The organism is Variovorax sp. WDL1 (assembly GCF_001541225.1).
Taxonomy (GTDB): Bacteria; Pseudomonadota; Gammaproteobacteria; order Burkholderiales; family Burkholderiaceae_C; genus Variovorax.
Map to the genome: position 1 here is coordinate 74,016 of NZ_LMTS01000336.1, position 24,280 is coordinate 98,295.

Annotated in this window: 11 protein-coding genes; 3 read left to right on the forward strand and 8 right to left on the reverse strand. The window is 61.5% G+C overall.

Annotated elements, in window-relative coordinates; all coding sequences use genetic code 11:
• Window positions 1-124: 124 nt before the first annotated feature.
• The 4 genes from APY03_RS38215 to APY03_RS38230 form a co-directional block, all read right to left on the reverse strand.
• The gene (locus tag APY03_RS38215; protein WP_068685822.1) at window positions 125-3,517 is read right to left on the reverse strand and encodes a hypothetical protein; all 3,393 of its coding nucleotides are present in this window, start codon (window positions 3,515-3,517) and stop codon (window positions 125-127) included.
• Between the two features lie 1,010 nt (window positions 3,518-4,527).
• Entirely contained in the window at window positions 4,528-5,328 is an 801-nt protein-coding gene (locus APY03_RS38220) for a hypothetical protein (RefSeq protein ID WP_068685824.1), read from the reverse strand.
• A gap of 304 nt (window positions 5,329-5,632) precedes the next feature.
• Window positions 5,633-6,226, reverse strand: a complete 594-nt coding sequence (locus APY03_RS38225) for a hypothetical protein (protein WP_068685826.1) — start codon at window positions 6,224-6,226, stop codon at window positions 5,633-5,635.
• A gap of 6 nt (window positions 6,227-6,232) precedes the next feature.
• The gene (locus tag APY03_RS38230) at window positions 6,233-7,942 is read right to left on the reverse strand and encodes a UvrD-helicase domain-containing protein (protein ID WP_068685829.1); all 1,710 of its coding nucleotides are present in this window, start codon (window positions 7,940-7,942) and stop codon (window positions 6,233-6,235) included.
• 194 nt (window positions 7,943-8,136) lie between these two features.
• On the opposite strand from APY03_RS38230, the gene APY03_RS38235 reads away from it, so the two are divergent.
• Window positions 8,137-10,284, forward strand: coding sequence for an RNB domain-containing ribonuclease (locus APY03_RS38235; RefSeq protein ID WP_068685831.1), 2,148 nt, complete (start codon window positions 8,137-8,139; stop codon window positions 10,282-10,284).
• Between the two features lie 715 nt (window positions 10,285-10,999).
• Here the strand turns inward: APY03_RS38235 and APY03_RS42180 are convergent.
• The 4 genes from APY03_RS42180 to APY03_RS38250 all read right to left on the reverse strand — a co-directional run bounded on the left by APY03_RS42180 (window position 11,000) and on the right by APY03_RS38250 (window position 22,497).
• On the reverse strand, window positions 11,000-11,158 hold the full coding sequence (locus APY03_RS42180; protein WP_157103523.1) for a hypothetical protein: 159 nt from the start codon (window positions 11,156-11,158) through the stop codon (window positions 11,000-11,002).
• A gap of 889 nt (window positions 11,159-12,047) precedes the next feature.
• Entirely contained in the window at window positions 12,048-18,128 is a 6,081-nt protein-coding gene (locus APY03_RS45460) for a calcium-binding protein (protein ID WP_068685833.1), read from the reverse strand.
• A 722-nt stretch (window positions 18,129-18,850) separates the two neighbouring features.
• Window positions 18,851-20,320: an HlyD family type I secretion periplasmic adaptor subunit gene (locus APY03_RS38245; RefSeq protein WP_232081431.1), complete on the reverse strand. Its 1,470-nt coding sequence runs from the start codon at window positions 20,318-20,320 to the stop codon at window positions 18,851-18,853.
• Window positions 20,317-22,497, reverse strand: coding sequence for a type I secretion system permease/ATPase (locus APY03_RS38250; protein ID WP_068685835.1), 2,181 nt, complete (start codon window positions 22,495-22,497; stop codon window positions 20,317-20,319). Before APY03_RS38250 ends, APY03_RS38245 begins: the two co-directional genes overlap by 4 nt.
• A gap of 967 nt (window positions 22,498-23,464) precedes the next feature.
• On the opposite strand from APY03_RS38250, the gene tnpA reads away from it, so the two are divergent.
• Both tnpA and tnpB read left to right on the forward strand, forming a co-directional pair.
• Window positions 23,465-23,851, forward strand: coding sequence for an IS66-like element accessory protein TnpA (gene tnpA / locus APY03_RS38255; RefSeq protein ID WP_068685837.1), 387 nt, complete (start codon window positions 23,465-23,467; stop codon window positions 23,849-23,851).
• Complete coding sequence (gene tnpB / locus APY03_RS38260) at window positions 23,848-24,186, forward strand: IS66 family insertion sequence element accessory protein TnpB (RefSeq protein ID WP_068685839.1); 339 nt, start codon at window positions 23,848-23,850, stop codon at window positions 24,184-24,186. The genes tnpA and tnpB overlap by 4 nt, the downstream gene beginning before the upstream one ends.
• Window positions 24,187-24,280 lie beyond the last annotated feature (94 nt).

Genomic DNA, 24,280 nt, shown 5'->3' on the forward strand with positions numbered 1-24,280 from the left:
TGCTTGAGCGGACAGCTGCGTGCCGATCTGGGTGATGCATTCAACATAGCAGTCGCGACGCGAATCGCGCAAGGCAACGGTGCAATATCGCACCCAAGCAGCACCAGACCGGGTGACCTCGCGGCTACATGCCGATGCGTTCCATCGGCTCGCTCGTCTCTTCCACCAGGCTGTCGTCCAGGTGATCGACGCCTTGCTGCTCGCGCTGCTCGTGCTGCTCGTGCTGCTCGTGCTGCTCGTGCTGGCCCTGCTCCACGGTATTGTGCGCAAGCGTCTCTGGCTCCTTGGGAGCCATCCGCGCGCCTGCGTCGCTCAGCGAGCCGGTCATACGCAGCTTCGAGTTGATGTAGATGAACTTTTCCGGATCCGAGTAGTGGCTGCGCGGGCGGATGATTCGGAAGTACGAGCTCACCCCACCGTGCGAGATCTCGATACCGCCCTCCACAGCGCCCCGCACTTCCGCAGCGATGGGCGCCTTCCTCGAGACGACGATCGTGTCGGCGATTGCATCGGCCATCGGGTCGTCAATGCCTCGATGCGGCTCCTGCTTGACCACCTTCCCATTGACCACGATCGTTCGCGCCGCCGGCTTCTCGTTCGACTCGGGAGCTGCCTTGCGCGGCACTTTGATCAGCGCGGAGCTGACGGGATTGCCCACCTGCAACTCGACGACCACGTGCCCTGCCGGGAGTTCTGCGTCGGGCTCACGCGCGTGGGCCCATTCCTCCGGCTTGTAGCGGCTGCCAGCGGGCAGATCTTTGTTGGGCCATACACTCGCGGCCGGGTAAGTGGCCGGCACGCCGTCCTCGCTGTACTGCGGCTCGTCGAAGAGCTTGGCGAAGTCCTGGGACTGGCCATTGACTCGCGCCTGGTCGGTTGAGAGGCGCGCTGGTGCGCCAAACCCCAAAGGCCTCGACGGCGCGACGATTGGCTTGCGCGCAAAAGCTGCAGGTGCCCCCGCCGCCGTTCGGGCTGGCGCGCCTGGTGCAGGAGACGATGCTGGGCGGTTGAAGCCGAACCCTCGCGCCGCGGCTGGAGATCCGGGCTTCGTCCCGCGAGCGAACGCCAGAACCGGCGGCGGCCGCGAGGCGGCGACGGGTGGGGACACGATGGGCGCTGGTCCGGCCGGCGCCGGTTGCCCAGCCGGTGCCGAATCCCCGTCCGCGAAGGAATCCAAGTAGCCATCATCGAGATCCGGCATACCGGGCCGATCGGGCTCGTCCGCGGGGTTTCCTTCCCAGGACTCGAGCAGATCCGGGGGGATCACGCTCCTGGCGATGTGAGCCTCGCCAGGGGGATTGGCTTCGGCGGCTGCCGAGGCAGGGCTGCCGATCAAAGGATCGTTTGCGCTCGCCGGCGCCGGCAACGCCCCCTTGACCTGGGCCTTGCGAGCCTTATCCAGCAGCGCACGCTTGGAAGACGTCTTACTGGCAGCAACGGCCGGTTGGACAGAGCTCGATGGCGAAGCGGGTAACATGGTCATGATCGGCGGAGAATCCTTGTTTGTCGGATTGTCCCGCCGCGCGATTATTTCGCGGAATATTGTTTCGGCCATTGCGGCAGCTTCCGGCGATATGGGCAGATCGTCGCCACCACCACCACCACTGGAGTGGTCGGGATCCATGGCAGCTGGCCTGGAAGACACGGCCGCCGGTGGCGATTCGGACTCGAAGGCGCCAACTGGGAGCTGGTCGAGAACATCGGGCACACCCGCGCCTTCCCTGACCATTCGCATCAGGCGCTCCAGTTGCGCATTCATGTTGCGCACCCCTTCCTGCTGCTTCGCTCGGGCTTCCTCAGCCGCGGCAGCGGCACTTCGGGCCATTTCGGCTTGGAAGTCGGCCTTCTTCGCATCGAACCAGGCCTGAACGTCCTCGGGGGTTCCGTCGCCCGTGTATCCGTTCTTGCGTATTCCCGCGACCAGTCGCGCGTGCTTGCGCTTCGCGTTTCGCCGGTTCCGCTCGTCGAGCTCGTCAGGGCTGAGGTCAGCTGCTTTCCTGTAGGCCCGCGGTGGTGCTTTCCCCACTTTCCGCGCTTCCTTGAGCGCTGTCGCATCGTCATGCCTGCGGAAGAACTCCCGAACGGCGCGAGGAGCAAGTTCCAGCGCCTTCGCAATCGTGGCACAGACCTTCTCCTCAGGGACCGCCTCTTCGTCCCCGGCCTTGCGGGCCGCGACCTGCGCGTCGCGCATCCGAAGCGCCTCTGCATTCCACGACTTGCGCACTTCGCGACGTTCGGCCCGGCCCTCTACCTTTCGGTCCGCCCGGGCCTGCTTCTCGTCCTGGTCGATAAGGGTGCGCAGTAGTGGCATCTCTTCACGCGTGATCCCGAACAGGTTGATCAGGTAATCGTTTGATGGCGTGTACTTCGGATCCCAAAGCCCTCCAGCAAAACGGACACGGTGGCCCGCCTCGCTAGCCTTGATTCGCTCGATCAAGGTGTTCAGCGCCCCCGATTTCATCGGATGCTCGAACCCATGCTTGCCCGGAAACCCGACCCCGTCAAAGGCCCGCAGCAGGCAATTGATCTCCGCCTGAACATTGCTCGAATTGACGACGCCTGATTGGGCGAGGGAGTTCACCATCCACATGAGGCACAACTCTCTTGAACCCTCCGGGATCCCGCTCCTACCCGTAGCCCCGATGCGTCTTTCCATCACGTCCCGAATGTCAAGAAAGCGGCTCCAGCCCAACGTCTGCGTCGAGAAGCCGTTGCCCTTGCCCTCGGCTTTGCACCTTGCTTCGAGGTCGAATCGGGGTTGCCGCAAGAGCTCATACTGCGCAAGAAGGCCGATGTCGCCGAGCGCCGACTCGGGAAGGCTGAAGTCGAGCAGCGCCCCAGCCGTCCCGACCTGGTGAGCGAATTTCGCGCCTGCCTTCTTGATGTCCATGGCGGTTTGGTCGTCGAGAAGGCTCACCGCCCTCACCAAACTTTCGAACGAGCAGCGTTGGCCACCCTGCCAGGTCACGCGCACGAGGCCACTTTGGTCGCCGCCCTCTCCGGGTAGTACCTTCCCGTTCATCGTGTTCACGACCCGCAGAACGCGCGCTGCGTCCCTCGCAGCAATGTCGGCGCCTACATCTAGGTAAAGTTGGTTCAGCTTCAGCTGCACCTCGTTCCACACCTTCAAGTGGCTGTCGGGAACGGGAGCGTCGAGGAGCCATTTGATGTAGAGCCCACGCCCCGAGTGAACAATGTGACTCGGCTGGGGGATCCCGGAGAAGACTGCCCGGTCGACCAATTTCTGAACGAACTCGTCCGTCGGTACGATGCCCTTGTTGTAGCAGTCCAGGTCAACCCAACACAGTTGAAGTGACTTTACGTTCCCAATCTGGCGCGAGGCCTTGCTCTTGAAGAGTGCGGCCGCTGAGTAGAAGTCTTTCAGGCGCGATTTCTCTGCTCCGGCGACCACCTCGGGGTGCATGGATGCATGACAGATCATCTGACGCTTCTTGGCGTTCGGATCCAGGTTGAAGTACACCGTATAGCCAGCAGAAGCCAGCTGGAGATCGCTCATGCCCAAGATGCCAAGACACGATGATGACTCCTGCACGCCGCCCATCTGGAGGTGACGCAGCGAGGATGAAAGACCCGGCGCCTCATGCGCCTCATCCTCAAATAGAACACCGTTTTCTTGCACTGCTCGCACGCAAATGAGCGAGCGCCGGTGGCCCTGAAGGCCATTTTTTCGAGAATGCCGGGCCGAGCCCGCACCCTGCGATCGACTTGCTCCGAATCCCTCACACGTGGAGGTCATCGGGGGAAAGTCAGCTCAGCTGAACCTTTCTACTACTTGGTAGAAGTCTGGCCTAAGTCTGACCTAAGTCGCCGAGGATGCCGCCACAGATGACTCATCGAGAGCCGATCCGGACGGAAAAAGTCGCCGTAGAGCGGGAGTCGCGTTGACACTTTGTCGAAGTCTCTACCATAATTGCGCCAAGTTAAGCCCTTTGGTGTTTTTCACACTCTGGTGGTGGCGCGTTGTTAGGTAGAGACTTCTTCCTTATCCTATCCGCACCGCTGTCTGGTACTGAGAGACCGCCTTAAGGCATCTTCCTCGGTACCGAGGCAACGGTTTGGAGTTGGTGTTCGAAGCGCTTTTTTCCCGCTCTTCGATTTCACTTTCAGTCTGGATCGGTGACTTGGTCACCTGCAGCGAGCATTCTGGATTTATCCGGTGCTCGCTTTTTTTTTGCCCTTTTCTCCTGGCTCGCCTGACAGCAGGCGCACAACTACTCCGTGACGCACCGAGCCCCAGGGCCGAAGCCACTCCAGGTCGTGTGCTGGCGGGTCCAGCTCATCCGCACGCGCGAGACGCCGAGACCCTTGCATCGCTCCTAAGGGGGCCCCGAAGGGCCCTCCTTGCGCACTATTGTCCATCGAGGCGCGGATTCTCCGCAAGGTTTTCAGCTACTTTTGCATTCGCGGGAATTACTCGGCACGCGCCTGAAAACATAAGGTCTCAGACCGGACGATGGGCGAGCTCCTACGCTTCGACCCTGGGCGATCGCACCGAGTTGCGTCGCCTCAGCGCGGGACGTCGGCGGTCGCGCTTTCGTCTTCCAGCAGCGCGGCGGACATGACGAACGGCTGGCCGTTCACCATCACGTCGCTGGCGCTCATCGCAGTGCGGGTCATGAGCTGGGCCGGCACCAACGCCTGCACCTTGACCGCGTTTTCGGCGCTGTCCGCCAGGACCGTGAAGAGCTCGATATGCGTGTAGGTCAGCGTGTCGCCTTCCTGGGGCCCGCCACAGGCGCTCGCGAGGGTTTCCTGACCCAGCGCTGCATCAGTCACCTCGCCGGCCACTGCGGTCACCACAGGCGATCCTGCGACGGTCTGTGGAACGCCCGAGAGCTCGCGGTCGTAGTCGTCGTAGTCGTCTCCGTCGACCATCATGAAGCGCAGTTCCTTCGGCTCGGCCACCTGCACGCTGAACACTTCACCGCCGGTGCGCGCGATCTGCGCGACGGTTTCGCGCGCCACACGCGCTTCGTTGTCGAGCGCGAACTTGACCATCGAATTGACATTGGCACCGGCCTGGCCGTAGAGCTGCTGCCAGCGAGCTCCGCTCAGGTTGGCGAGCGTCGCCTTGAAGGAAGCGGCCAGTTCGGCAGGCACCGAGACCGTGACCGTCTCCGGCATGCCGCCCATCTGCTCCAGCATCTCGCCGCGTTCGTCATCGCGACCACCGGCCGGCACAGCGCCGTCGATCAGCTCGAGCAAGTAGATGGACTTGAGCAGCGGGTCGGTGCGGAACTTGTCGCCTTCCATCCGCCCGAAGACGCCGCCGAACACCTGGCCCGAGCGGCCGCCGGTCGGCAACATGATCGTGACATCTTCGGTCGCGGCGGCGATCGCTTGACCTTCTGCACCAGCTGCGCCATGGGCTACCTGTGCGGCGGAGGCTGCTTCCTGAACGGGGGGGGCATTGTTGGTCGCGACCGGCTCGGCAACAGCCGCTGCGGGAGCCGAGGCTAGCGGGACTGCCGCGCTCGGACGTGGGACGCCGAATCCGAAGAAGCGGCGGACAGGTGCCACGTTGGCGGTTGGAGTTGCTGGGTTCGTCATGATGCTTACGCCTTTGGTGAATGGCTCTAGTGGTGCCGTGTTGCTGATGGGGAAACTGCGGTCAGACGCGGGGCGCCTGGTTGGACTCGGGGAATTCGGATGGGGCCGCGGCGCGCGAGCGGATCTGCTCCCCAATCGCCTGGATGTCAGGCGTTGCGTAGAGCCGGTCCACAAGGCGACCGTCAGGAAGCGAGACGAACTGGGCTTCCACCTCGCCGCCAAGGATGTCTGTGTGAACGAGAAGGCGAGGGAGCCCCTTCATGATCTCGACCATGACGAGCAGCTGAGGAACGCCGTCGAGCTGCTCGTCGTTCAGGCCGGCTGGACGAATCTCGAGCAGCCCTCGATCTGCGTCCATGGTCATCGTGTAAGTGGGCTCGGCCTCCACAGGCTCGGTGGAGCCGTCTTCGACGTCCCAGCGGCGCAATGTGCGCTGAAGCGGCGCCTGTACGCCTCGCTCGAGCTTGGCGATCTGTTCCTTCTGCTCTCGAATCTTCTGGAACATGGCCAGCATGAGGTTGTCGCCGTCGGAAGACATGTCTCTCCAGGGCTCGCCGTGGCGAAGCGCGGTGAAGGAGAAGCGGCCGTTCTTTACGCCGAGCTCGACGGTGTACTTGCCGCCTTCGAGCGTGATCTTGTCGATGGGATCAGTCATGGGGATTCAGTGAGCAGGACGCGTGGCGCCGGCGCTGTTCATGAGTTCGAGTGCGCGAATACGCTCGGCCTGCAGCTGGGGCAGTTCCTTGAGCCATTGCTCGGTCTCGTCGTTCACCTTGCACATGCCACGGGCGCGGGTGATGCCGACATAGAGAAGGTGGACCTCCTGCTCGGTGGCCTTGGAGAGCTCGCCTGTCTCGCAGATCTCCTTCTCGGCCTCGAAGAGGAACTCGAAGTCGTTGCCGATCCGAACGCAGTCCCACTCCATGCCCTTCGACTTGTGGAGCGTGGTCAGGGTGAGCTCGGCCGCGGCCGGATCCTTCACTTCGTGCTTTTTTACCTGGGCGACGAGCTGCGGGATCTTGTGCTCGTGGCGCTCGACGACCTTGATAAGCATGCGGGTCTCGGCGTCGCGCGAAGACTCGGAGTAGTCGACGAACTCATTCCATGAGCGGAAGCGCTTCATGAAGGGCGCACGGACCGCATGGAGCGAGCGGGCCCAGATGTTGTAGGCGTCGACGATGACGTCGAGGTTGTAGTTCTCCACGCCGCCGAGCCAGTGCACGCCGCGGCCCTGGCGAGAGACGGCTTCCTCGAAGAGGCCCGAGTTCGTGCGCGTGAGCAGCGTCGACTGGCGGCCCCAGCCGGTGTCCTTGCCCATGCCCTGGATCACGATCGACTCGCCCTTCAGGTTCTGCAGGATCTTGTTGGCCACGTCCGCCGTCCTCGGGCCGAAGCGCCAGGTGCGGGGCATCGTGACGACGCGACTGCCTTCGATCGCGCGAAGGTTCTGCATCGCATTTGTCGCTCCACGGAAGCCGAAGATCGACTGGTGGCGGTCGCCGATCGCCAATAGCCGGCAGTGATCGAGCTGCGTCATGACCAGCTGCTCGGTGAGCGGGTTCGTGTCCTGTGCCTCGTCGAGGATCATGCAGTCGTAGGCGAGCCGCGGGCCGGACATCGTCCAGAGCTTCAGGTACGTGTCGTGCGTGACCGGCATCGTCGAGCCGGGGGCGATGATCTTTTGCCAGGCGCTGCGGGCGTGGCCGAGCACGAGCTCCTCCTCCAACGGCGTGAGGCCCCAATCGGCTACGGCAGCCAGGTGCGAAGCGTTGATGTCGGAGTCCACACTGGAATAGAACGAGGCGAGCGTCTTCCCGATGCAGCCCGCGATGCGGTTCTCCACCCCGAGCTGCTCGGCGATGTCGCGCGGGCGCCAGGACTTGACCAGGCGGTCCTTGAACTTGTGGCCGATGGCGTTGAACGCCAGGCTATGCACATTGAACACGTCGACGTTGGACGGGAACCGCTGCCGTGCTTCGTCGGCGTTCGCGCGGCCGAAGCACAGGTAGATCATCCTTTCACGCGGGCGCGCCGCGGCGTAGCCAACCGCTGTGGTCGTCTTGCCCGAGCCGGCCACGGCCTCGCCGATGACGATGTGGTCCTTGGCGTCGATCAACTGCTGCTGGTTCTCGTCGTACTTGACGTCGCGTCGCGCAGCGCCCGGCGTCGTGACGGCGGCAGCGTCGGCCGCCGCGCGAGCTGCCTGGAACACGACCGACTGCGCGCGAGCCTTCTGGTCGAACTGGAAGCGCAGCGTGCGCGCACGCTCGATGAGCGCGGCGGTCCCGCCGCCGCCCGATTGCTCCGCAGGCGGCGGGCGGGCGGGCGCGGCAGGCTTCGCCGATCCGGGTGGTGGGGGAAGGATCGCCATGTTGCCTTTAGTTCGCTTGAGCTGGCACGGCCCAAATGTATAGTTTGCGCTGTACCATTGGTGCGAGTTCTGTTTCGTTGCGCAACAATACTCGAAACGATCGCGATGACGACTTTTTTTTGATTGCCTGGCGCGGAGTTCCACGCGGGGCTTCATCCTTGACGGCGCGCCATCCCTCGTGCGCACAATGATTTATGCATCTCTTCACCATCGACGCCGAACACTCCCGCGACCTTGACGACGCGATCGGGATCGCCAGGAATGAGTCCGGCTGGACGGTGCGCGTGGCCATCGCCAATCCTTCCGCCCATGTTGCGATCGGGAGCACCGAGGACCTCGAGGCCCGCAAGCAAGGCGCGACCATCTATCGCGCCCGCCAGGCCACCAGGCCCATGCTGCCCCGTGCGATCTCCGAGGACCAAGCGACGCTGACAGCTGGCGTTCCCCGATCGGCCGTCGTCATCGACCTCGATCTCGACCAGGCAGGCCAGCTGTCGGACACACGCCTTTCCCTGGGCGACATCACGGTGGCGCAGCGCCTCTCATATCAGGATGTTCCGGCCATCGCAGCGGACCAGGGCCACCCGCTACACCAGTCGATGGTGGACGCGATCGCCATCGCTCGAGGCTTCCTGAAGCAGCGGCGCGCGCGCGGCGCGCTGGCATTCCTCGACCAGCAACAGTTGCTCCTCACCGACGAGGAGGGGCGCGTGCAGCACTTCGCCGCCGGCGAGATGGTCGGGCACCTGCTGGTGCAGGAACTGATGATCGCGGCCAACTCCGCCGTGGCCGAATTCGCCGCCAGGAGCGACGTCCCCTTCCTATATAGATGCCACGAGCCGCGGATCTCTGCGCCACGAGGCCTCGCCGCGGCGGAGTCCTTCGAGGCATGGTTCGCCGGCGGCCATGCCAGCACAGCGGCCGCGATCGAGCGGCTCAACCTCATCACGCAGAAGGCGCGCTACACGAGCACCCTCACGGGCCACTACGGGCTGAACGTTCCGGCCTACGCACACATCACCTCGCCCCTTCGTCGCTACGCCGACCTGGTCGACCAGCGCCAGCTCATTGCGCTGATCCAGGGCGCCGCCCTCCCCTATTCGCAGGACGAACTGACGGCGATCGGCAACGAGCTGTTCGAGGTCTCGGAAGCGATCACCGCAGAAGCCTCCGACTTCTACAAGGCGCCGGTGCTCGCCAAGGCACAGGCCGCCCTGGAGCCGCACGCCCAGCACGCGCTGCGCGCCCTCGCCGACAACGAAGTGGGCCAGGCCGTGAAAGCGGGCCTCGCGGGCACCTTTGCGCCAGCGTTGGTCGACGAGCTGCTTCGCCGCATGGCCGCCGGCACGCTGGCCGACAAGATCTCGGTGCGCTTTATCGAAGGTCGTGCCGCCCTTCCCCCGGTGGTTGCCGAGGGCTTCATCTCGATGATCCGGGCCAAGCCGGCCGCGGCCGTGTCGTTCCTGCACCATGCGCGCGCCATCAATCTGGTGAGCGATTTCGAAGTGCAGTTCGAGGAGTTCCCAAGCCCGACGGGTCCATCCTTCAAGGCGACCTCCACGATGCGCGATGCCGAGCGCGGCCTGACTTACCGCGCGGTGGCCACCGAGGGGAAGAAGAAGGCAGCTGAACAGGCCGCTGCGCTGCTGGCGCTCTGCGATCTGATGGGCGTGGCCCGCCCGGCGCCCAGCTGCGTCGAAGACGCGGCGCCCTCCTCTCCTCCTCCGGTTGCTCCCACGGTGACTCGTGCGCCGCAACCCGAGGCGCTCCAGCCTCCCCAGACCGCGAATTCCAAGGGAGCGCTGCTCGAGTTCTGCCAGAAGCAGAAGCTGGGAACGCCGACCTTCACGAGCACGGGCACTGGCCCGTCGAACGCTCCTGCCTTCGCCTGCACGGCCGAACTGACCGTTGGCGAGGAAACCTTCTGCGCGAGCTCCGCCTCGACGCCGGCGAAGCGCCAGGCTGAAGCACTCGCTGCCGCCGCTCTGCTCGAGCAGCTCATCTCGCGCCAAGCGCGTGGCGGCCAGGTCGAAGCTCCTGCGCGAGCGCCGGCAGCGGCCGAGGCCGGCCCGAACACGGTGACGCCCGCGCCGACGGCGGTGAGCGAGCGCGGCCGCTCGATCCAGTTGCTCCAGGAATATGCGCAGAAGGCCCGGCTGCCGCACCCCGTCTACGAGTTCGTCGAGATCTCCAAGACGCCGAGCTCGTTCGAGTGCCTGGTTCGACTCGATCTGGCCGACGGCGCGTTCGAAGCGCGGGCCAGCGGCTCCTCGAAGCAAGCGTCGAAGGGTGCCGCCGCCACGCGCGCTCTCGATCAACTCGCCGCGGCTGTCGCCGCGTGATCGTCACGGCCGCGGATTGTTGCGCTCTTTGTTGCGCAGCGAAACAATAAGCGCAACAAAGAGTGCCTCGAGCCACCATCGCTCCAGGTCGAGGCGGCGGCCGTGCGTTCGCACTGCACCGTGAGATGTCGACTTTGTTGCGCTCTTTGTTGCTCAGCGCAACAATAAACGCAACAAAGAGGGCCCCGAGCCACCATCGCTCCAGGTCGAGGCGTCGGCCGTGCGTTCGCGCTGCACCGGGAGATGTCGACTTTGTTGCGCTCTTTGTTGCCCGGCGCAACAATAAATGCAACAAGGACGGCTTCCGCCAGTACCGGTGGGCGTGATCTGGCGCGAGGCCGACCTCCTCTGGCCCGACGGACCCACCCCTTGCGTCTGCGTCGCGCCGAGAGGCGTCAACTATGTTGCGCTTATTAGTTCGCAGCGCAACAATCGCCGAAACACATCCAAGACGCGCCTTCGAGGCCGCCCGCACATGGCAGGGACAATCCAGACCGGATTCTTTCCTTTCGAACGATATTCCTCTCGAACAGGATTCCCGGGGGTCCTTCTCTAAGACAAAGAAATTCCGTGCCTCCTCGTCACCGGGACGGGGCGTCGGACTCATCGTGAACGAGCCGCACGCGCGGAGGCCATCCGGCCCCACGGCCCGCTTCGACCCGGTTGTGCGAAGTGTCCAGGATCTAATCGCCCAAGGTGGGTCGCCGGCGCTCCGTCAGGGTTCGAACATTGTTGCGCTCATTGATTCGCAACGCAACAATGACCGCAACAATAAGTCCTCCGATTCCGAGCCGCCACGACGCTCGGCGCGCGCCTGCCAGAGCAGTTTGGTCAGCCGCCAGCGATGGTGGTCTTCATCCAGGTCTTCGATCAAGGCCCACGGGGCCGCCCGCACTTGGAGCGGACATCCAGCTCGGATTCTTCCCTGCCTGCGAACAAAAGATTCCCTCCGAACAGGATCCCTGGGGCCCCTTCTCTAAGACAAAGAAATTCCGTGCCTCCTCGTCCCAGTCGAACTCGATGCCTTGAGGTGTCAGTCGGCCTTGGTCGCGGCCGGTAAGCAGCCAGCGCTGACACCTCTGGTCTCCAATGAGTCAGGGCACGACCTGTGAGGCGGCACAACGCACTCGGATGGCCTTGATCGAAAGCCCGTTGGGGCCGCCCGCAGTTGGAGCGGACATCCAGCTCGGATTCCTCCCTGCCTGCGAACGGCCGGCGTACAAAAGATTCCCTCCGAACAGGATCCCTGGGGTCTTCTCTAAGACAAAGAAATTCCGTGCCTCCTCGCCCCAGTCGAACTCGATGCCTTGAAGTGTCGGTCGGTCTTGGTCGTAGGCCGGTAAGCAGCCACCGCTGACGCCTCTGGTCTCCAATGAGTCAGGGCACGAACTGCAAGGCGGCTCGACGCACTCGAATGGCCTTGATCGGGAGCTCGTTGGGCCGCCAGCACCTGGAGCGGATATCCAGCTCGAATTCTTCCCTCCGAATGAGTTCCTCTAAAAAGCTGTCGCACTTGGTTACCCAAGAAAATCGATGACTTACGAGCGCCGCTTTCAAAGTTGCGCGGCCCGTTTTTTCAAAGTTGCTGGCCCTTCGGCATGTGACATTCAACGACGGCTTCCGGGCAGGTTCCACTTCCGCCGTATGCCCGCTTGGGGCCCGCTGGCCTAGTCCTGCAGATGGCAGGATACGGCCGCCCCTAAGCGGACATCACAGCTCCCCGAAAGCGGCCCTTCATAGAGCAAGTCTATGGACGCATCTAATCATTGCCAATTGGCTGCAATCACCGGTGCCAGACTGCTCTGGTAATTTGGCGGCAATGTCGTCTGGCCCGCTGCAGGCGGCGAAAAGCTTGCCATCGCCTGCACTAGGTTCTGCACCTGACTATCCACAAGGAGGTGACCATCGCTCGTCCTGAACTGTTCCACGTGGTACTGGCCGCCCTGGTACCAGTTGTTCAGAGTGAACGTGTCGCTGGTGCCGATCACACTCACCTCGAGGTTGTTGCCCACTTGTCTGAACCACAGCTGCTCGATCGAGATGTCTGATCCGAACTGGGCGACATCGGTGTTGCCCGACGTGGTGTCGTTCTCGGTGATCGTGTCGCCGCCGGAGCCCCTCCCCAGCAGGTACGTATCGTTGCCGGTGCCGCCAGCAAGGGCGTCACTGCCAACTCCTCCGTCGAGCACGTTCGAACCAGAGCTGCCGGTCAAGCTGTCGTTGAAGTTGCTGCCGGTGAGGTTCTCGATACTCTGCAAGGTGTCACTACCGGAGCCGCCCGTCGCTTGAGCGGTGGTCAAGGCCAGGCTCACCGTCACGGCCGCGCCCGCATCAGCATAGCTGACGGTGTCGATGCCACCCATTCCATTTAACACGTTACTGCCAGCGCCTGCGTATAGTACGTTGTCTAAGGTATTGCCCGTCCCATTGATGTTCGAAGATCCGGCAACGCGGAGATTCTCGACATTGGATCCGAGGGTATAGCTGATTGCTGCTACGACCGTGTCTGTTCCTTCGTTAGCCAGCTCAGTCACAGCGTCCTGAGCCACATCGACGAAGTAAACATCGTTCCCGGAGCCGCCCTGCAACGTGTCGCTGCCTCCCTTTCCATCGAGCTGATCATCGCCCGCGCCACCCACGAGGGTGTTCTTTCCGGAGTTCCCCGAAAGAACGTTGTTTTCGGAGTTGCCGGTGGCACTGATCCCTGAACTACCGAGAAGTGTGAGATTCTCGACATTGGCAGAAAGTGTGTAGCTAACGCTGCTTTGCACAAGATCAGTGCCGCCACCTGACAGCTCGGTCACTGAATCCGCAGTTGCGTCGACGAGGTAGACATCGTCCCCTGCGCCGCCAATCATTGAATCGATGCCCGAACCACCGTCGAGCGTGTTGCTCGCTGCATTACCTATAAGCGTGTTGGCCAATGCGTTACCGGTCCCGTTGATCGCGGACGTTCCTGTGAGTTCCAGATTCTCTAGGTTAGCTCCCAGTGTGTAGGTCAGCGATGTGCGAACGGTGTCGGTGCCTTCGCCTGCGTTTTCAGTTACGACATCCCCAGAATCGACAACATAGATGTCATTGCCAACGCCCCCATTCAAGGCGTCATTGCCGGCACCTCCATCCAGCGTGTCGTCGCCGGCACCGCCACTCAATATATTGGTAGCGCTATTGCCGATCAGTACGTTGTTGAGCCCATTGCCCGTGCCATTATTAGCGGAGGTTCCAAGTAGGGTAAGGTTCTCAAGATTGGCACCAAGCGTGTAAGTGTACGAAGTTCGGACCGTGTCGTCCCCTTCGCCATCCAGCTCAGTTACTTGATCCAGATCATCAACGACATAGGTGTCGTTGCCCGTACCACCTAGCAGGATGTCTCTGTTGAGGTAGCCCCCGTCTAGTGTGTCGTTGCCCGCACCACCGACTAACGTATCTTTGCTGTGTCCCCCCTGAATCACGTTATCCAGTTCATTCCCTGTCAAGGTGAATGTCGCAGATGATAGATCACTCCCCCCGGAGAGATTCTCGATATTCGCGCCTAAGACGTAGGAACCGGTCGTACCCACCCGATCGATGCCCTCTCCTGGGTTCTCCACAATCGTGTCGGTACCATCCGCACTGTATGAGTCGTTCCCAAGTCCCCCGAACAGCATGTCAGATCCGCTGCCGCCGATCAAATCGTCGTTGCCGTCGCCACCATAGAGCCAGTCATCTCCCGCATCCCCCCAAAGAATGTCGCGCAACTCGTCCCCATAAAGCGTGTCATTACCGTCGCCGCCATAAAGCTGATCCAATGAATCACCCCCGTGGAGCTCATCGTTGCCAAGCTCCCCGTAAAGAATGTCGTTATTGAGCCCGCCATAGCCGATGTCGTTCCCCGCGCCAAGGAACAACTTGTCTGCGCCGGCAAGTCCATAAACGACATCGTCGCCGTCCATTGCTTGAAACTCATCGCCGAACACGCTGCCGTTGAGAATATCTGCACCCTCTGTTCCGGCAAACTGTAGAAAGTTTCCAGTCACATATAGATTGGTAATACCAGTAGCGAAATCCATTCGGTAGCCGTCCGAAAACCAGATCTCGTCGATTGGTGAAGTGCTGAGATCACTGAGATCGATTCCTTCCAAGATAATCTGCCCGCCGCCGACCTGTGCGTTGGTCATGATTAGCTCACCCTGCGACCCTCGGGAGAGGTTCAGATCGTCCCACTCAACATCCAGCACGAGACTATTGACACTGCCATCCTCTACGTCCGAAAGGCGCGTAGTTCCACCGCCAACAAGAGAAACAAAATAAGTGTCAGCGCCAGTGCCACCGTCCATGGAATTGTTTCCGCCGCCGGACGAGATCGAGTCGTTACCCGCTCCACCCCACAGTACATCATTCCCGCTTCCTCCGACTAGATTGTCGTTACCTTCATCTCCGGAAAGAAAATTGTCCCCGCTGCCATCCACGAGGACATCGTCGCCTTCTCCGCCGTACAGCGTGTCGTTCCCGGCCAATGAGGTGGTGGGATCTGTACTTTGTTGAATTTCACCCGAGAGCCAGTCATTACCTGCCCCACCTATGAGCTCATCGTTGCCGCCTCCGCCAAATAGCGTATCGTTACCGTCACCCCCATCGAGGTAGTCATTGCCGTGGAAAGCTGCGGCGAGTATGGATATGCTGGCGTCGCCGTTCAGCGTATCGTCATTCGCGCCGCCGAGCAGGATGTCGTTGCCGCCGTGGCCGATCAGCAGATCGTCACCATCGCCTCCGTCTAGGTAATCATTGCCGTGAAACTCCCCTGCAAGGGACGTCTCCGACGAGTCTCCCTGGAGTTCATCCACACCGGCACCGCCGATGATGGTGTCGTCCCTACCTCCACCAATCAGGTAGTCGTTGCCTTCGCCGCCATCCATGAAGTCATTGCCGTGGGAGGTGCCGGCGAGGTTCTGCACCGTGTTGTCCCCCCACATGGAGTCGTTGCCAGCGCCGCCGTATAAGGTGTCATCTTTTCCACCGCCCACGACCTGGTCGTCACCTTCCTCGCCGTCAAGAAAATCGTTGCCATGGAATACGGACGCAAGCGACGCTTCGGTCTGGTCATCGCCGAACAGAAAGTCGTTGCCGATTCCGCCATAGAGCGTGTCGCCTGCTCCGCCTCCCATGAGCCAGTCGATCCCATCACCTCCATCCAGCCAGTCTGATCCGTGGAAGATGCCAGCCAGCTTCGATTCGCGTTCGTCGCCATACAGGGTATCGGCATCCGTACCGCCCAAAAGGACGTCTTCTGCACCACCTCCGGCTAAGAAATCATTTCCAGCTTCGCCGTCGAGGTAGTCATTGCCATGGTACTCGCCGGCGAGATATGTCTCGTCCTGGTCATCGCCAAAGAGGGAGTCGGCTCCAGCGCCTCCGTACAACACGTCATCACGGCCCCCGCCTATTAAGCCATCATCGCCATCGCCGCCGTCGAGCACGTCGTCGCCGTGCAGGGCCTCGCTAACAGATTCGTAGACGCCAGAGTGATTGACTCCATCTCCGTGCACGAAATCCGCGCCAATGCCGCCCACGACGACATCGTCGCCACCATGGCCCCACAACTCATCGTCCCCATCGCCACCGTTGATGTAATCTCCGCCTAGTCCACCAGTCACGCGGTCATTTCCGGCCTCTGCATAGACGATGTCGCCGGCGCTGTCCATCGACAATGAACCTCCGCCATCGACTGTGACGGTACTACCCCCGTTGTCGTACACGCCCCACGTGCTGCCCCGGATCACCAGTGTCGTACCTTGGGGAGGGTTCCATTGATCGGTCGGAGCAATGCGCTGCATCACGTTGAGCCCGGTCGCTCCAAAAATATAGTCGTTGCCGCTGCCCCCGTGGATGGTGTCAACTCCTGCGCCGCCACCGATGAGATCGTCACCTATACCTCCCTCGATCTGGTCGTTTCCATCCCCACCACTGAGCGCATCGTTTCCGCCCAGTCCGCTGATATTGTCGACGCCCGTACCGCCGGAGATGACGTCATCGAAATTCTCTTCTACGACTCCGCCAACAAGAGTTCCATCAGTAGCCCAACTTGCTGCGTCCCATTTGTATGTGTTGTAACGGGCATCCCCCGGAAGAATGTCGAGATCGATCTCGACACCTCGAATCAATGCGCGCTGATCACCCAGATAGGCTTGGACGCCGGCAGGCTGCTCTTCTTCCTCGTCATCCATCGTGAGGCCAAGATTTCCCGGCTGCCAGCCTCTGATGCGGATGCTGTTTAGGCTCGAATCACGCTGGACGGTGAGAATCGCTTCGCCCCCAATGTCTGCGAGTGAATAGACCACACCTTGTGTCCTATTGATCCAGACTCCCTCACCGACCTTCTTCCCGCCCTCCAGAACAACACCGTCGATCTCAATCCGTCCCACTCCGTCGCTATCAATAATAGTGTCGCTACCCCATTCACCGGTGAATTTGTAGAGGTCGCTCCCCGTGCCACCGCGCAAGTAGTCTGAACCTGCCCCACCATCGAGAACGTCGTTGCCTTCGCCACCGAACAGATCGTCGGTATTGCTACCGCCAAGCAGCGTATCGTCGCCATCCCCAGCGATGAGGTCGTCGGCTCCATCGCCGCCAATCAATCCGTCCACTTGGCTACTGCCAACGAGCATGTTGTCTTTGCCGTTTTCAGCGGAAAGCGTTCCACCTTGAGGTGCGACGACGACACGGCGTGGACCTTTGAGAGAGAAGCCAACTTGATCAAATTCCGTAAGTGATGAGCGCACTAGGTCCCTCAACGCGTCAAGGGCTGCGGGGGCCCCAGCAGGGAAGTCCAACGAAAGGATTCCATCGACAAGAGTCACTCGTTCGCTTACATAGGCGCTCTGCTCTTTAGCAATTAGGAGCACCGAGCGAAGCAACGCATCCCTCCCTAGAAGTTCACCTTCCACAAAGGGTGCAATAAAGATCCGATTTACGTCGGCATACAGTTCGTCCGACGGTGGCAACTGTGAAGCACCTGCAATTAGCGTGCTCAGCCCAGCCTTAGCCTCTTCGCTCATATCGCCCAGTTCTGAGCTCGCTAGCCATGTGCCATCAAATTCACCCATGGCCGCTAGCGAATCTGTCCAAGCTGTTTCTGCCGCAGCCATGGCTGCCCCGCCTGCGTCGAACATTTCGCCCAGGAACGGGCGAATAATGTGCGAGTACGATTCCTCGAATGCCTTACCGGCCGTAAAGCCAACGAGCACCGAACCAATGATTGCGCCTGCAGCAACTGCCAATCCTGACGCGACTGCACCAGCTCCTGCGGCGGCTATTTCGACCGCCAATCCTCCGGCCCAAGCGCCCGCCGGAGCGAGTGCAAGACCAGCCAATGCTCCGACAAGCTTCTTAGCTCCCTCATCTGCTCCGTCAAAGTAGTAGGCCATTCCCACTTGCGTCGCCGCAAGAACGGTACCTCCGATCTTCAGAAGCAAGGCTGACGTCGCCGAAAGCGTCTGGGCGGCCGAAGGAACACCGGCTGCAATTTCGTCCAGAAGAAGCCCCGTCCCCTGCGCAAGCTTCTGCCCCTGCTGAGCAATGGAAGAGACGAACGCTTTAAGCTTTAGCTCGTCGGGAGTTACTGCTGGTATGTCAATAGCACTCACCGCAGCTGCAACCTTCGCCAAGCTCGACGAAAGGTACTTCGCTACCTTGTCCATGCGCTCTGCATCCGCGACGCTGAGGGTTCCAGCATTCTGCTTTGCAGCGAGTTCCCCGAACTCCTTGAACGCCTGCTCCGAACCTCCGAATGCAGAGCCCCCCGCATCCCACGCATCCGGGGACCCCCAAGCAGCAAAGACTGCATCGCTATATGCCGAAGTACTCATGAGTTTCTCCTAGAGAAAAAATCAAGCAAAAGAAGCCTTACCTGGAGTGGCCAACTTCCAAGGGCAACGCCGACGAATCCTATGGATGGAAGAGCAATTAGCAGATAGCCTAGGCGAGACTTCGTTGTCAAACCTCCGGCAATGCTCCAATCTCCGCCAATACAGAATGCAACCCAGAAACATGACAGACTGGCTAAAGGGAGTACGATCAAGCCGCCTAGGCGGCTCTTCGTCGTTCGCACAACATTGCGTATGAGCGGCCTGACCTCTCGGAAGCGCAGATGCGTTCGCACTAGTATGGCGATCGCTATGTAAGCAGTCGTGAATACTGCAAGCGCACTAGCAAGCTTTGCGATCTGCGGGAAGCTAGTTGAGCGAGCGTGCTGGTATATGTCGATTGCTGGGGAAATTGAAGAAAGCCATCGCTGCGTAGCGTTCGCGAACACTGTCAACAATGGCGCTCGGTCGAGTACGTCCAAAGGTGCGAGAAGGACGACAAAGGCGTAAAGACACAGCGGAGCGAAGTACGTCAACACAACAAAGGCTGGCGAAACCGACGTCGTAGGTTGGGGCAGGCTAGCACCTTCGGATTGCATTGCCGCCTCGGGATCGGTTCGGTTCATGATTTGCCTTCGCGGCCTTGCTGTGCGCCGACTTGGATTGAACAACAGGGGTTGAGTAAAGCCGATGGATTCATCGCAAACGTTTCATTCTTTCCGTCTTCATCTTTCCCTCATGCTCTCGCTGCTCGCCCGCTGCACCGGACTAAGCAAGAATTCGATGATGCGGCGCTTTCCTGTCTTGATCTCGGCCGTGAGGTTCATCCCAGGGCTCAAGCTGGTCGACTTGCCATCCACAGCGATCGTGGCGGCGTTAAGACGCAATGTCACAGGGAAGATCGCCCCGCGCTTCTCGTCATTTACCGCATCTGCAGTCACGCGGCTGACTATTGCGCCGACCGTCCCGTAGCGTGTGAAGGGAAACGTTTCCAGCTTAATCTCTGCTTCCTGATTGACGTTGACGAAGCCGATGTCCTTGTTCTCCAGGGTCACCTCGGCCGTGATGTGCGCGCCATCCGGCACGATGATCATGATTGGCTGCGCCTCCGTCACCACGCCGCCCTCAGTGTGCGCGGCCAACTGCTGCACCGTACCGGTTACAGGGGCCTTTAGCACTGTCAGGCGCTCGCGCTGAGTGGCCTTCGCGAGTTCCTGGGTTCCCTGTTGTCGCTTGAGTTCTGCCGCAGCCTCGCGCGCTCTCAAGCTATGTTTCGTCTCGGCGATGTACGCGCTGCGGGTGTTCTCACTTTCTCTCAGGGTAGCGTTGGCCTCCAACAGCCGGGCGCGCTGCGTAGCAAGGTCGCGCTCCAGCTCAATGCGTTCTCTTGTTCGGTCCTGATTGGCATGGTTGGACATGAAGCCCTGGTCGGCCAAACGCTTGATGTCGGCTTCTCGCTGCTTGGCGATTGGCAGCGTGGTTTCCAACTTGGCCACCATTTCGCGAACCGTGGCGATCTCGGCCTGGCGGCGCTGGATCTCGGCCCCGGCCTTGGAGAGCTTGGCCTGGATATCGCTCCACTCGTCGGCCAATTGGACGCGTGCGGCACTGGCGTCGAGATCTGTCCAGTTCGCTGGGATGTGCTTCCCTAGTCCGGGTTCTCGCGCAAGTTGTTGAAGCGCTTGCATCAGCACGCGGGTTCGCAGCACCTCGGACTGTGCTGACTTTAACTGCTCGTCCACGCTGGTCTTATCCGCAATGGCGCTGGTGGGATCGAGTTCCACCAGGGGTTCGCCGGCTCGCACATGGCTCCCATCTTTGACCAGAATCCGCTTGACGACGCTGACCTCCAGCGGCTGGACGACCTTGGTGCGCTCGCTCACGACGATGCGGCCCGGCGCGACCGCGACGATGTCGATCTGCCCGAAGACGGACCACGCGATGGCGACAAGGAAAAGTGCGATCAGGGCGAAGGCCAGTCGCCGAGGAGCCGGGTGCACGGGCGTGTCCTGCAGGCTCAATGCCGCGGGCAGGAACGCTGCCTCGTCAGAGAGTCGCCTTGGGCCGGCCAGTTCACGGCGCCGCTGCCATGCGATTCGGAAGACAGCGCGATAGCGCGAGATCAGTTCGAAAGCGGGATGCCGCAAGCTCGGTGCGTTGGCCGCTGGGGTCGAGGTCGACAACTCGGCGTTCACAGCACAGCCTCCTTGGTGGGACGGCCACCGTCCTGCAAAGCCCACAGCCGCGCATAGGCGCCGCCGGGCTTGGCTAGGAGCGCCCCGTGCGCTCCACTTTCGGTGATGCGCCCCTGTTCCATCACGATGATCCGATCCGCGTGGCGCACGGCCGAGAGCCGGTGGGCGATGATGAAGACGGTACGGCCGCGACAAATATGGGCCATGTTTTGTTGAATCACGGCTTCGCTCTCATAGTCCAGCGCACTGGTGGCCTCGTCAAGGATCAGGATTCGCGGCTGCGTGAACAGGGCCCTGGCGATTGCGATGCGTTGGCGCTGTCCACCCGAAAGGCTGGCGCCTTGCTCGCCGACGACCGTGTCGTAGCCCTCGGGTAGTTCGCTGATGAACTCGTGAGCGCCGGCGAGCTCCGCGGCCTGGATGACGGCCTCCAGGGGCGCGGAGGGATCGACGATCGCGATGTTCTGGCGCACGCTCCGATTGAATAAGACGTTCTCCTGCAAGACCACACCGACTTGCCTGCGCAACTGCGCAGCGTCGATCAACCCAATATCAATGCCGTCTATGATCAGCCGCCCTTGCTCAGGCTTGTACAGGCGCTGCACCAACTTGGTCAGAGTGCTCTTGCCCGAGCCTGACCGACCAACAATGCCGACGATCTCGCCAGGTCGGACGTCGAGGCTGAGGCCGTGGAGTGCCGGGGAAGCTTCGGGCCGGTACCGGAACGTGACGTTGTCCAGCGTAACCTTGCCCTTCAATGCTGGAAACTGCGCCGTCGCATGGGATGGAACCTCCGTCCGAGTATTCAGGATGTCCCCTAACCTTGCCATGGAGATGCCGGTCTGCTGGAAGTCTGTCCACAGTTGCGCCATGCGCATGATGGGCTGCGCAACGCGCTGCGCAAACATACTGAATGCCACGAACTGGCCGACGGTGAGGTGGCCATCCATGACCAGGCGTGCTCCCCACCAGAGGGTTGCGGCATTGACCAGCTTGCCGATCAGGTTTACGCCCTCATGCGCCCAACTTGCCAGGTTCTGAGTGCGAAATCCCGAAGACACATAGGCAGCGAGCTGATCGTCCCAGCGGCGCGCGAAGGCAGGCTCGAGCGCAGAGGCCTTGACCGTCTGAATAGCGCCGATCATCTCCACCAGCAAGGCCTGGTTCTCGGCGCCACGAGCAAACTTCTCGTCAAGTCGACGCCGCAGGAGAGGCACGACGGCCAAGCTGAGCCCAAAATACATCGGCAGACTCGCAAGTACGATGAGGGTCAGCGATACGCTGTAGAACAGCATCACAGCGAAAAAGATCACCGAGAACAGCACGTCCAGCAGCACCGTGAGGGCGTTGCCGGTGAGAAAGCTGCGGATGTTCTCCAGCTCGCGTACGCGGGCCACAGAGTCTCCTACCCGGCGTGCCTGGAAGTACGACAGCGGCAGCTGAACCAGATGGCGGAATAGCCGTGCGCCCAGTTCGACGTCGATGCGGCTCGTTGTGTGGCTGAAGACGTAGGCTCGAAGGCCCGTGAGTGCGCTTTCGAACACCACCACGACAACCAGCCCGATGACGAGCACGTCGAGGGTAGTAAGCCCGCGGTGCACGAGTACCTTGTCCATCACCACCTGAAAGAACAGAGGGCTGACGAGTGCGAAGAGCTGCAGCATCAGCGAGATAGCCAGCACTTCGCCAATCAAGCGGCGGTACTTGACGAGGCTGGGCACGAACCAGGAAAAGTCAAACTTGGCGAGCTCGCCCGCCAGGCTGGCGCGGCTCGTGACGAGGATCAGCTCACCGGTCCATTGTTGACCGAAGACTTCGAGTGGTTCGATGACCGGACGCGCAGTGCCTGCAGTAGGGTCCTGGATCAGCACACGCTGGGCGTCGCATTGCGCCAGGACTACGCAGCGGGCCGGCACTTGGCCCGAAGCCGATGCTGATTCCGAGCCGGACAGGAGAGCCAAACATGGTACGGGCGTCAGCGCCAGCCGGTCGAGCGTTGTGCGCGTCACCTTGGCCTTCAAGCCTAGAAGTCGAGCAGCACGGACCAGGAGATCCGTTGTGATGGCCTCGCCTGACGACAGGCCCATCTGGTGCGCGAGCGTGTGCGGATCCGCGGCTACCTGATGAAGCCGGGCCAAGGTACAAAGCGCGATGAGCTGGGGGTACGTGCCCCGCATTCCGTCACTCTCGCGCGGCCCAGAGGCATCCTCTTGGGCAGCAACATTCACGTCCGCACCGCCCAAAGTCAGGTCTCGCTGGGGAATTTGTGTTACGCGACGATACGCTATAGAACAACATTGAACAACAACAATCCACTCCGAAGTACCCGCTCGACTCTGGTCTTAAGTCGAACGTCGTACTCATGCATAGCGGCTGCCCGAGCGGTAGAGCGCTTTATTGATGCGGTGGATCTGGTGACCCGAGCACTTAAAAAGGAACACCTTGCTTGGATGGGCGCCGTCGCTCGAGGACCGCGTTAAGCAGCGCGGCGGCCGAATTCCCATCGAATTAACGACTTGCGCGCGTCCTCGTCAAAGTTAGGGTGTAAATTTGATGGGAGTCCGGTCTAACTTTGAACGAACTCAGCCGGCCGGTGAGTTCCTCCAAGGTTGTCTCACCTGGTTCACCCAAGGAAATCAATAGCTTGCGAGCACCGTTTTCAAAGTTGCATCGGTCGGCTATTCAAAGTTCTGCCGGAGCCGGCGCAGCGAGCATCCAACAGCCGCTTCCGAGCCCCATTGCTGTCCGCTGTAAGCCCGGTTAGGGCCCTAAGCCGAAGTTCGATTTGCTCCGAAGCGGTCGTTCAGCTTGACGTCAGTCGCGTGAGGAAAGCCATCGTTGTGGCTTCGGCGGAGTTCAAGACAGCCGCCACGGCCTCTGTCTGGCCGAGGCAGGGCTTGGGACTGGACTAAACACCTGGCGTTCGCGGTCGAGCCGCTCGCGGGTGTAAGCCTGAAGCGCATTGCGCGCTTTCGGCACTACAACGTCCGCGCCGCCGGACTTTTTGAGCATAGGACGGGCGTGGGCTCGCGCGCTCGCTACTGTCGATGCTTTGCGGGCGGAACGTAAGCGGCCAGCCGCCCCACCTTGAGATCTGAGGCCAAGACGGAGACCATGCTGTCCATCTAAGTTAGCTGGACATCTATGGACGTCAATCCGAAGCAACGCCGGCGTCACAGCGCAGCGTTCAAGGCGCAGGTTCTGGCGGCATGCGCCGAGCCTGGCGCCTCTGTCGCAGCGGTTGCACTGTCGTTCGGGCTGAACGACAACCTCGTGCATCAATGGCGTCGCGGTCGCGGAGCGAGTCCCGTTCGATCGGCAGGATCGACAACGGTCGCCGAACCTGCGCCGGAGTTCGTTGCGCTGTCGTTGCCGGCGCCGCCTCCTTCACCGGCGTCATCACCCACGGCGTCCGCACCCGCCGAGACCATCCGGCTCGAACTCAAGCGCGGCGCTCTCGGCGTGAGCGTCGCGTGGCCGGTCTCGGCGGCGGGCGACTGCGCAGCGTGGCTGCGCGAGCTGTTGCGATGATCCGCATCGATGCCCTGTGGCTGTGCACTCAGCCACTGGACATGCGTGCCGGCGCCGAGCGCTTGATGGCTCATGTCGTGCACGCCCTTGGCAGCGCTCGTGCGCACCACGGCTACTTGTTCGCCAACGTGCGGGCCACCCGTATCAAGCTTCTCGTGCACGACGGCTTCGGCGTGTGGTGTGCCGCCCGAAGGCTCAACGCCGGCCGCTTCGTGTGGCCGAGCGAAAGCAGCGCTGTGGCCCCGCTGTCGTTGACGCAGGCGCAGTTCGATGCGCTGGTGGTGGGACTGCCTTGGGAGCGTCTGCCGGAGATGAGTTTGATCACGCGGCTATAGGCCGCCGAACGGCGAGTGCGTTGACAGCGCAACTCCCAATGACGCGAAGCAGCTGGGCTTGCATGATGGGTGCCCATGCAGGACCTGCGCGACC

What these genes read in the sequence shown, in the direction of transcription:
- APY03_RS38215 (WP_068685822.1), bottom strand. Translation starts at nt 3,517, where the DNA reads ATGAGCGATCTCCAGCTGGCTTCTGCTGGCTATACGGTGTACTTCAAC.
- APY03_RS38220 (WP_068685824.1), bottom strand. Translation starts at nt 5,328, where the DNA reads ATGTTGCCGACCGGCGGCCGCTCGGGCCAGGTGTTCGGCGGCGTCTTC.
- APY03_RS38225 (WP_068685826.1), bottom strand. Translation starts at nt 6,226, where the DNA reads ATGACTGATCCCATCGACAAGATCACGCTCGAAGGCGGCAAGTACACC.
- APY03_RS38230 (WP_068685829.1), bottom strand. Translation starts at nt 7,942, where the DNA reads ATGGCGATCCTTCCCCCACCACCCGGATCGGCGAAGCCTGCCGCGCCC.
- APY03_RS38235 (WP_068685831.1), top strand. Translation starts at nt 8,137, where the DNA reads ATGCATCTCTTCACCATCGACGCCGAACACTCCCGCGACCTTGACGAC.
- APY03_RS45460 (WP_068685833.1), bottom strand. Translation starts at nt 18,128, where the DNA reads ATGAGTACTTCGGCATATAGCGATGCAGTCTTTGCTGCTTGGGGGTCC.
- APY03_RS38250 (WP_068685835.1), bottom strand. Translation starts at nt 22,497, where the DNA reads ATGCGGGGCACGTACCCCCAGCTCATCGCGCTTTGTACCTTGGCCCGG.
- tnpA (WP_068685837.1), top strand. Translation starts at nt 23,465, where the DNA reads ATGGACGTCAATCCGAAGCAACGCCGGCGTCACAGCGCAGCGTTCAAG.
- tnpB (WP_068685839.1), top strand. Translation starts at nt 23,848, where the DNA reads ATGATCCGCATCGATGCCCTGTGGCTGTGCACTCAGCCACTGGACATG.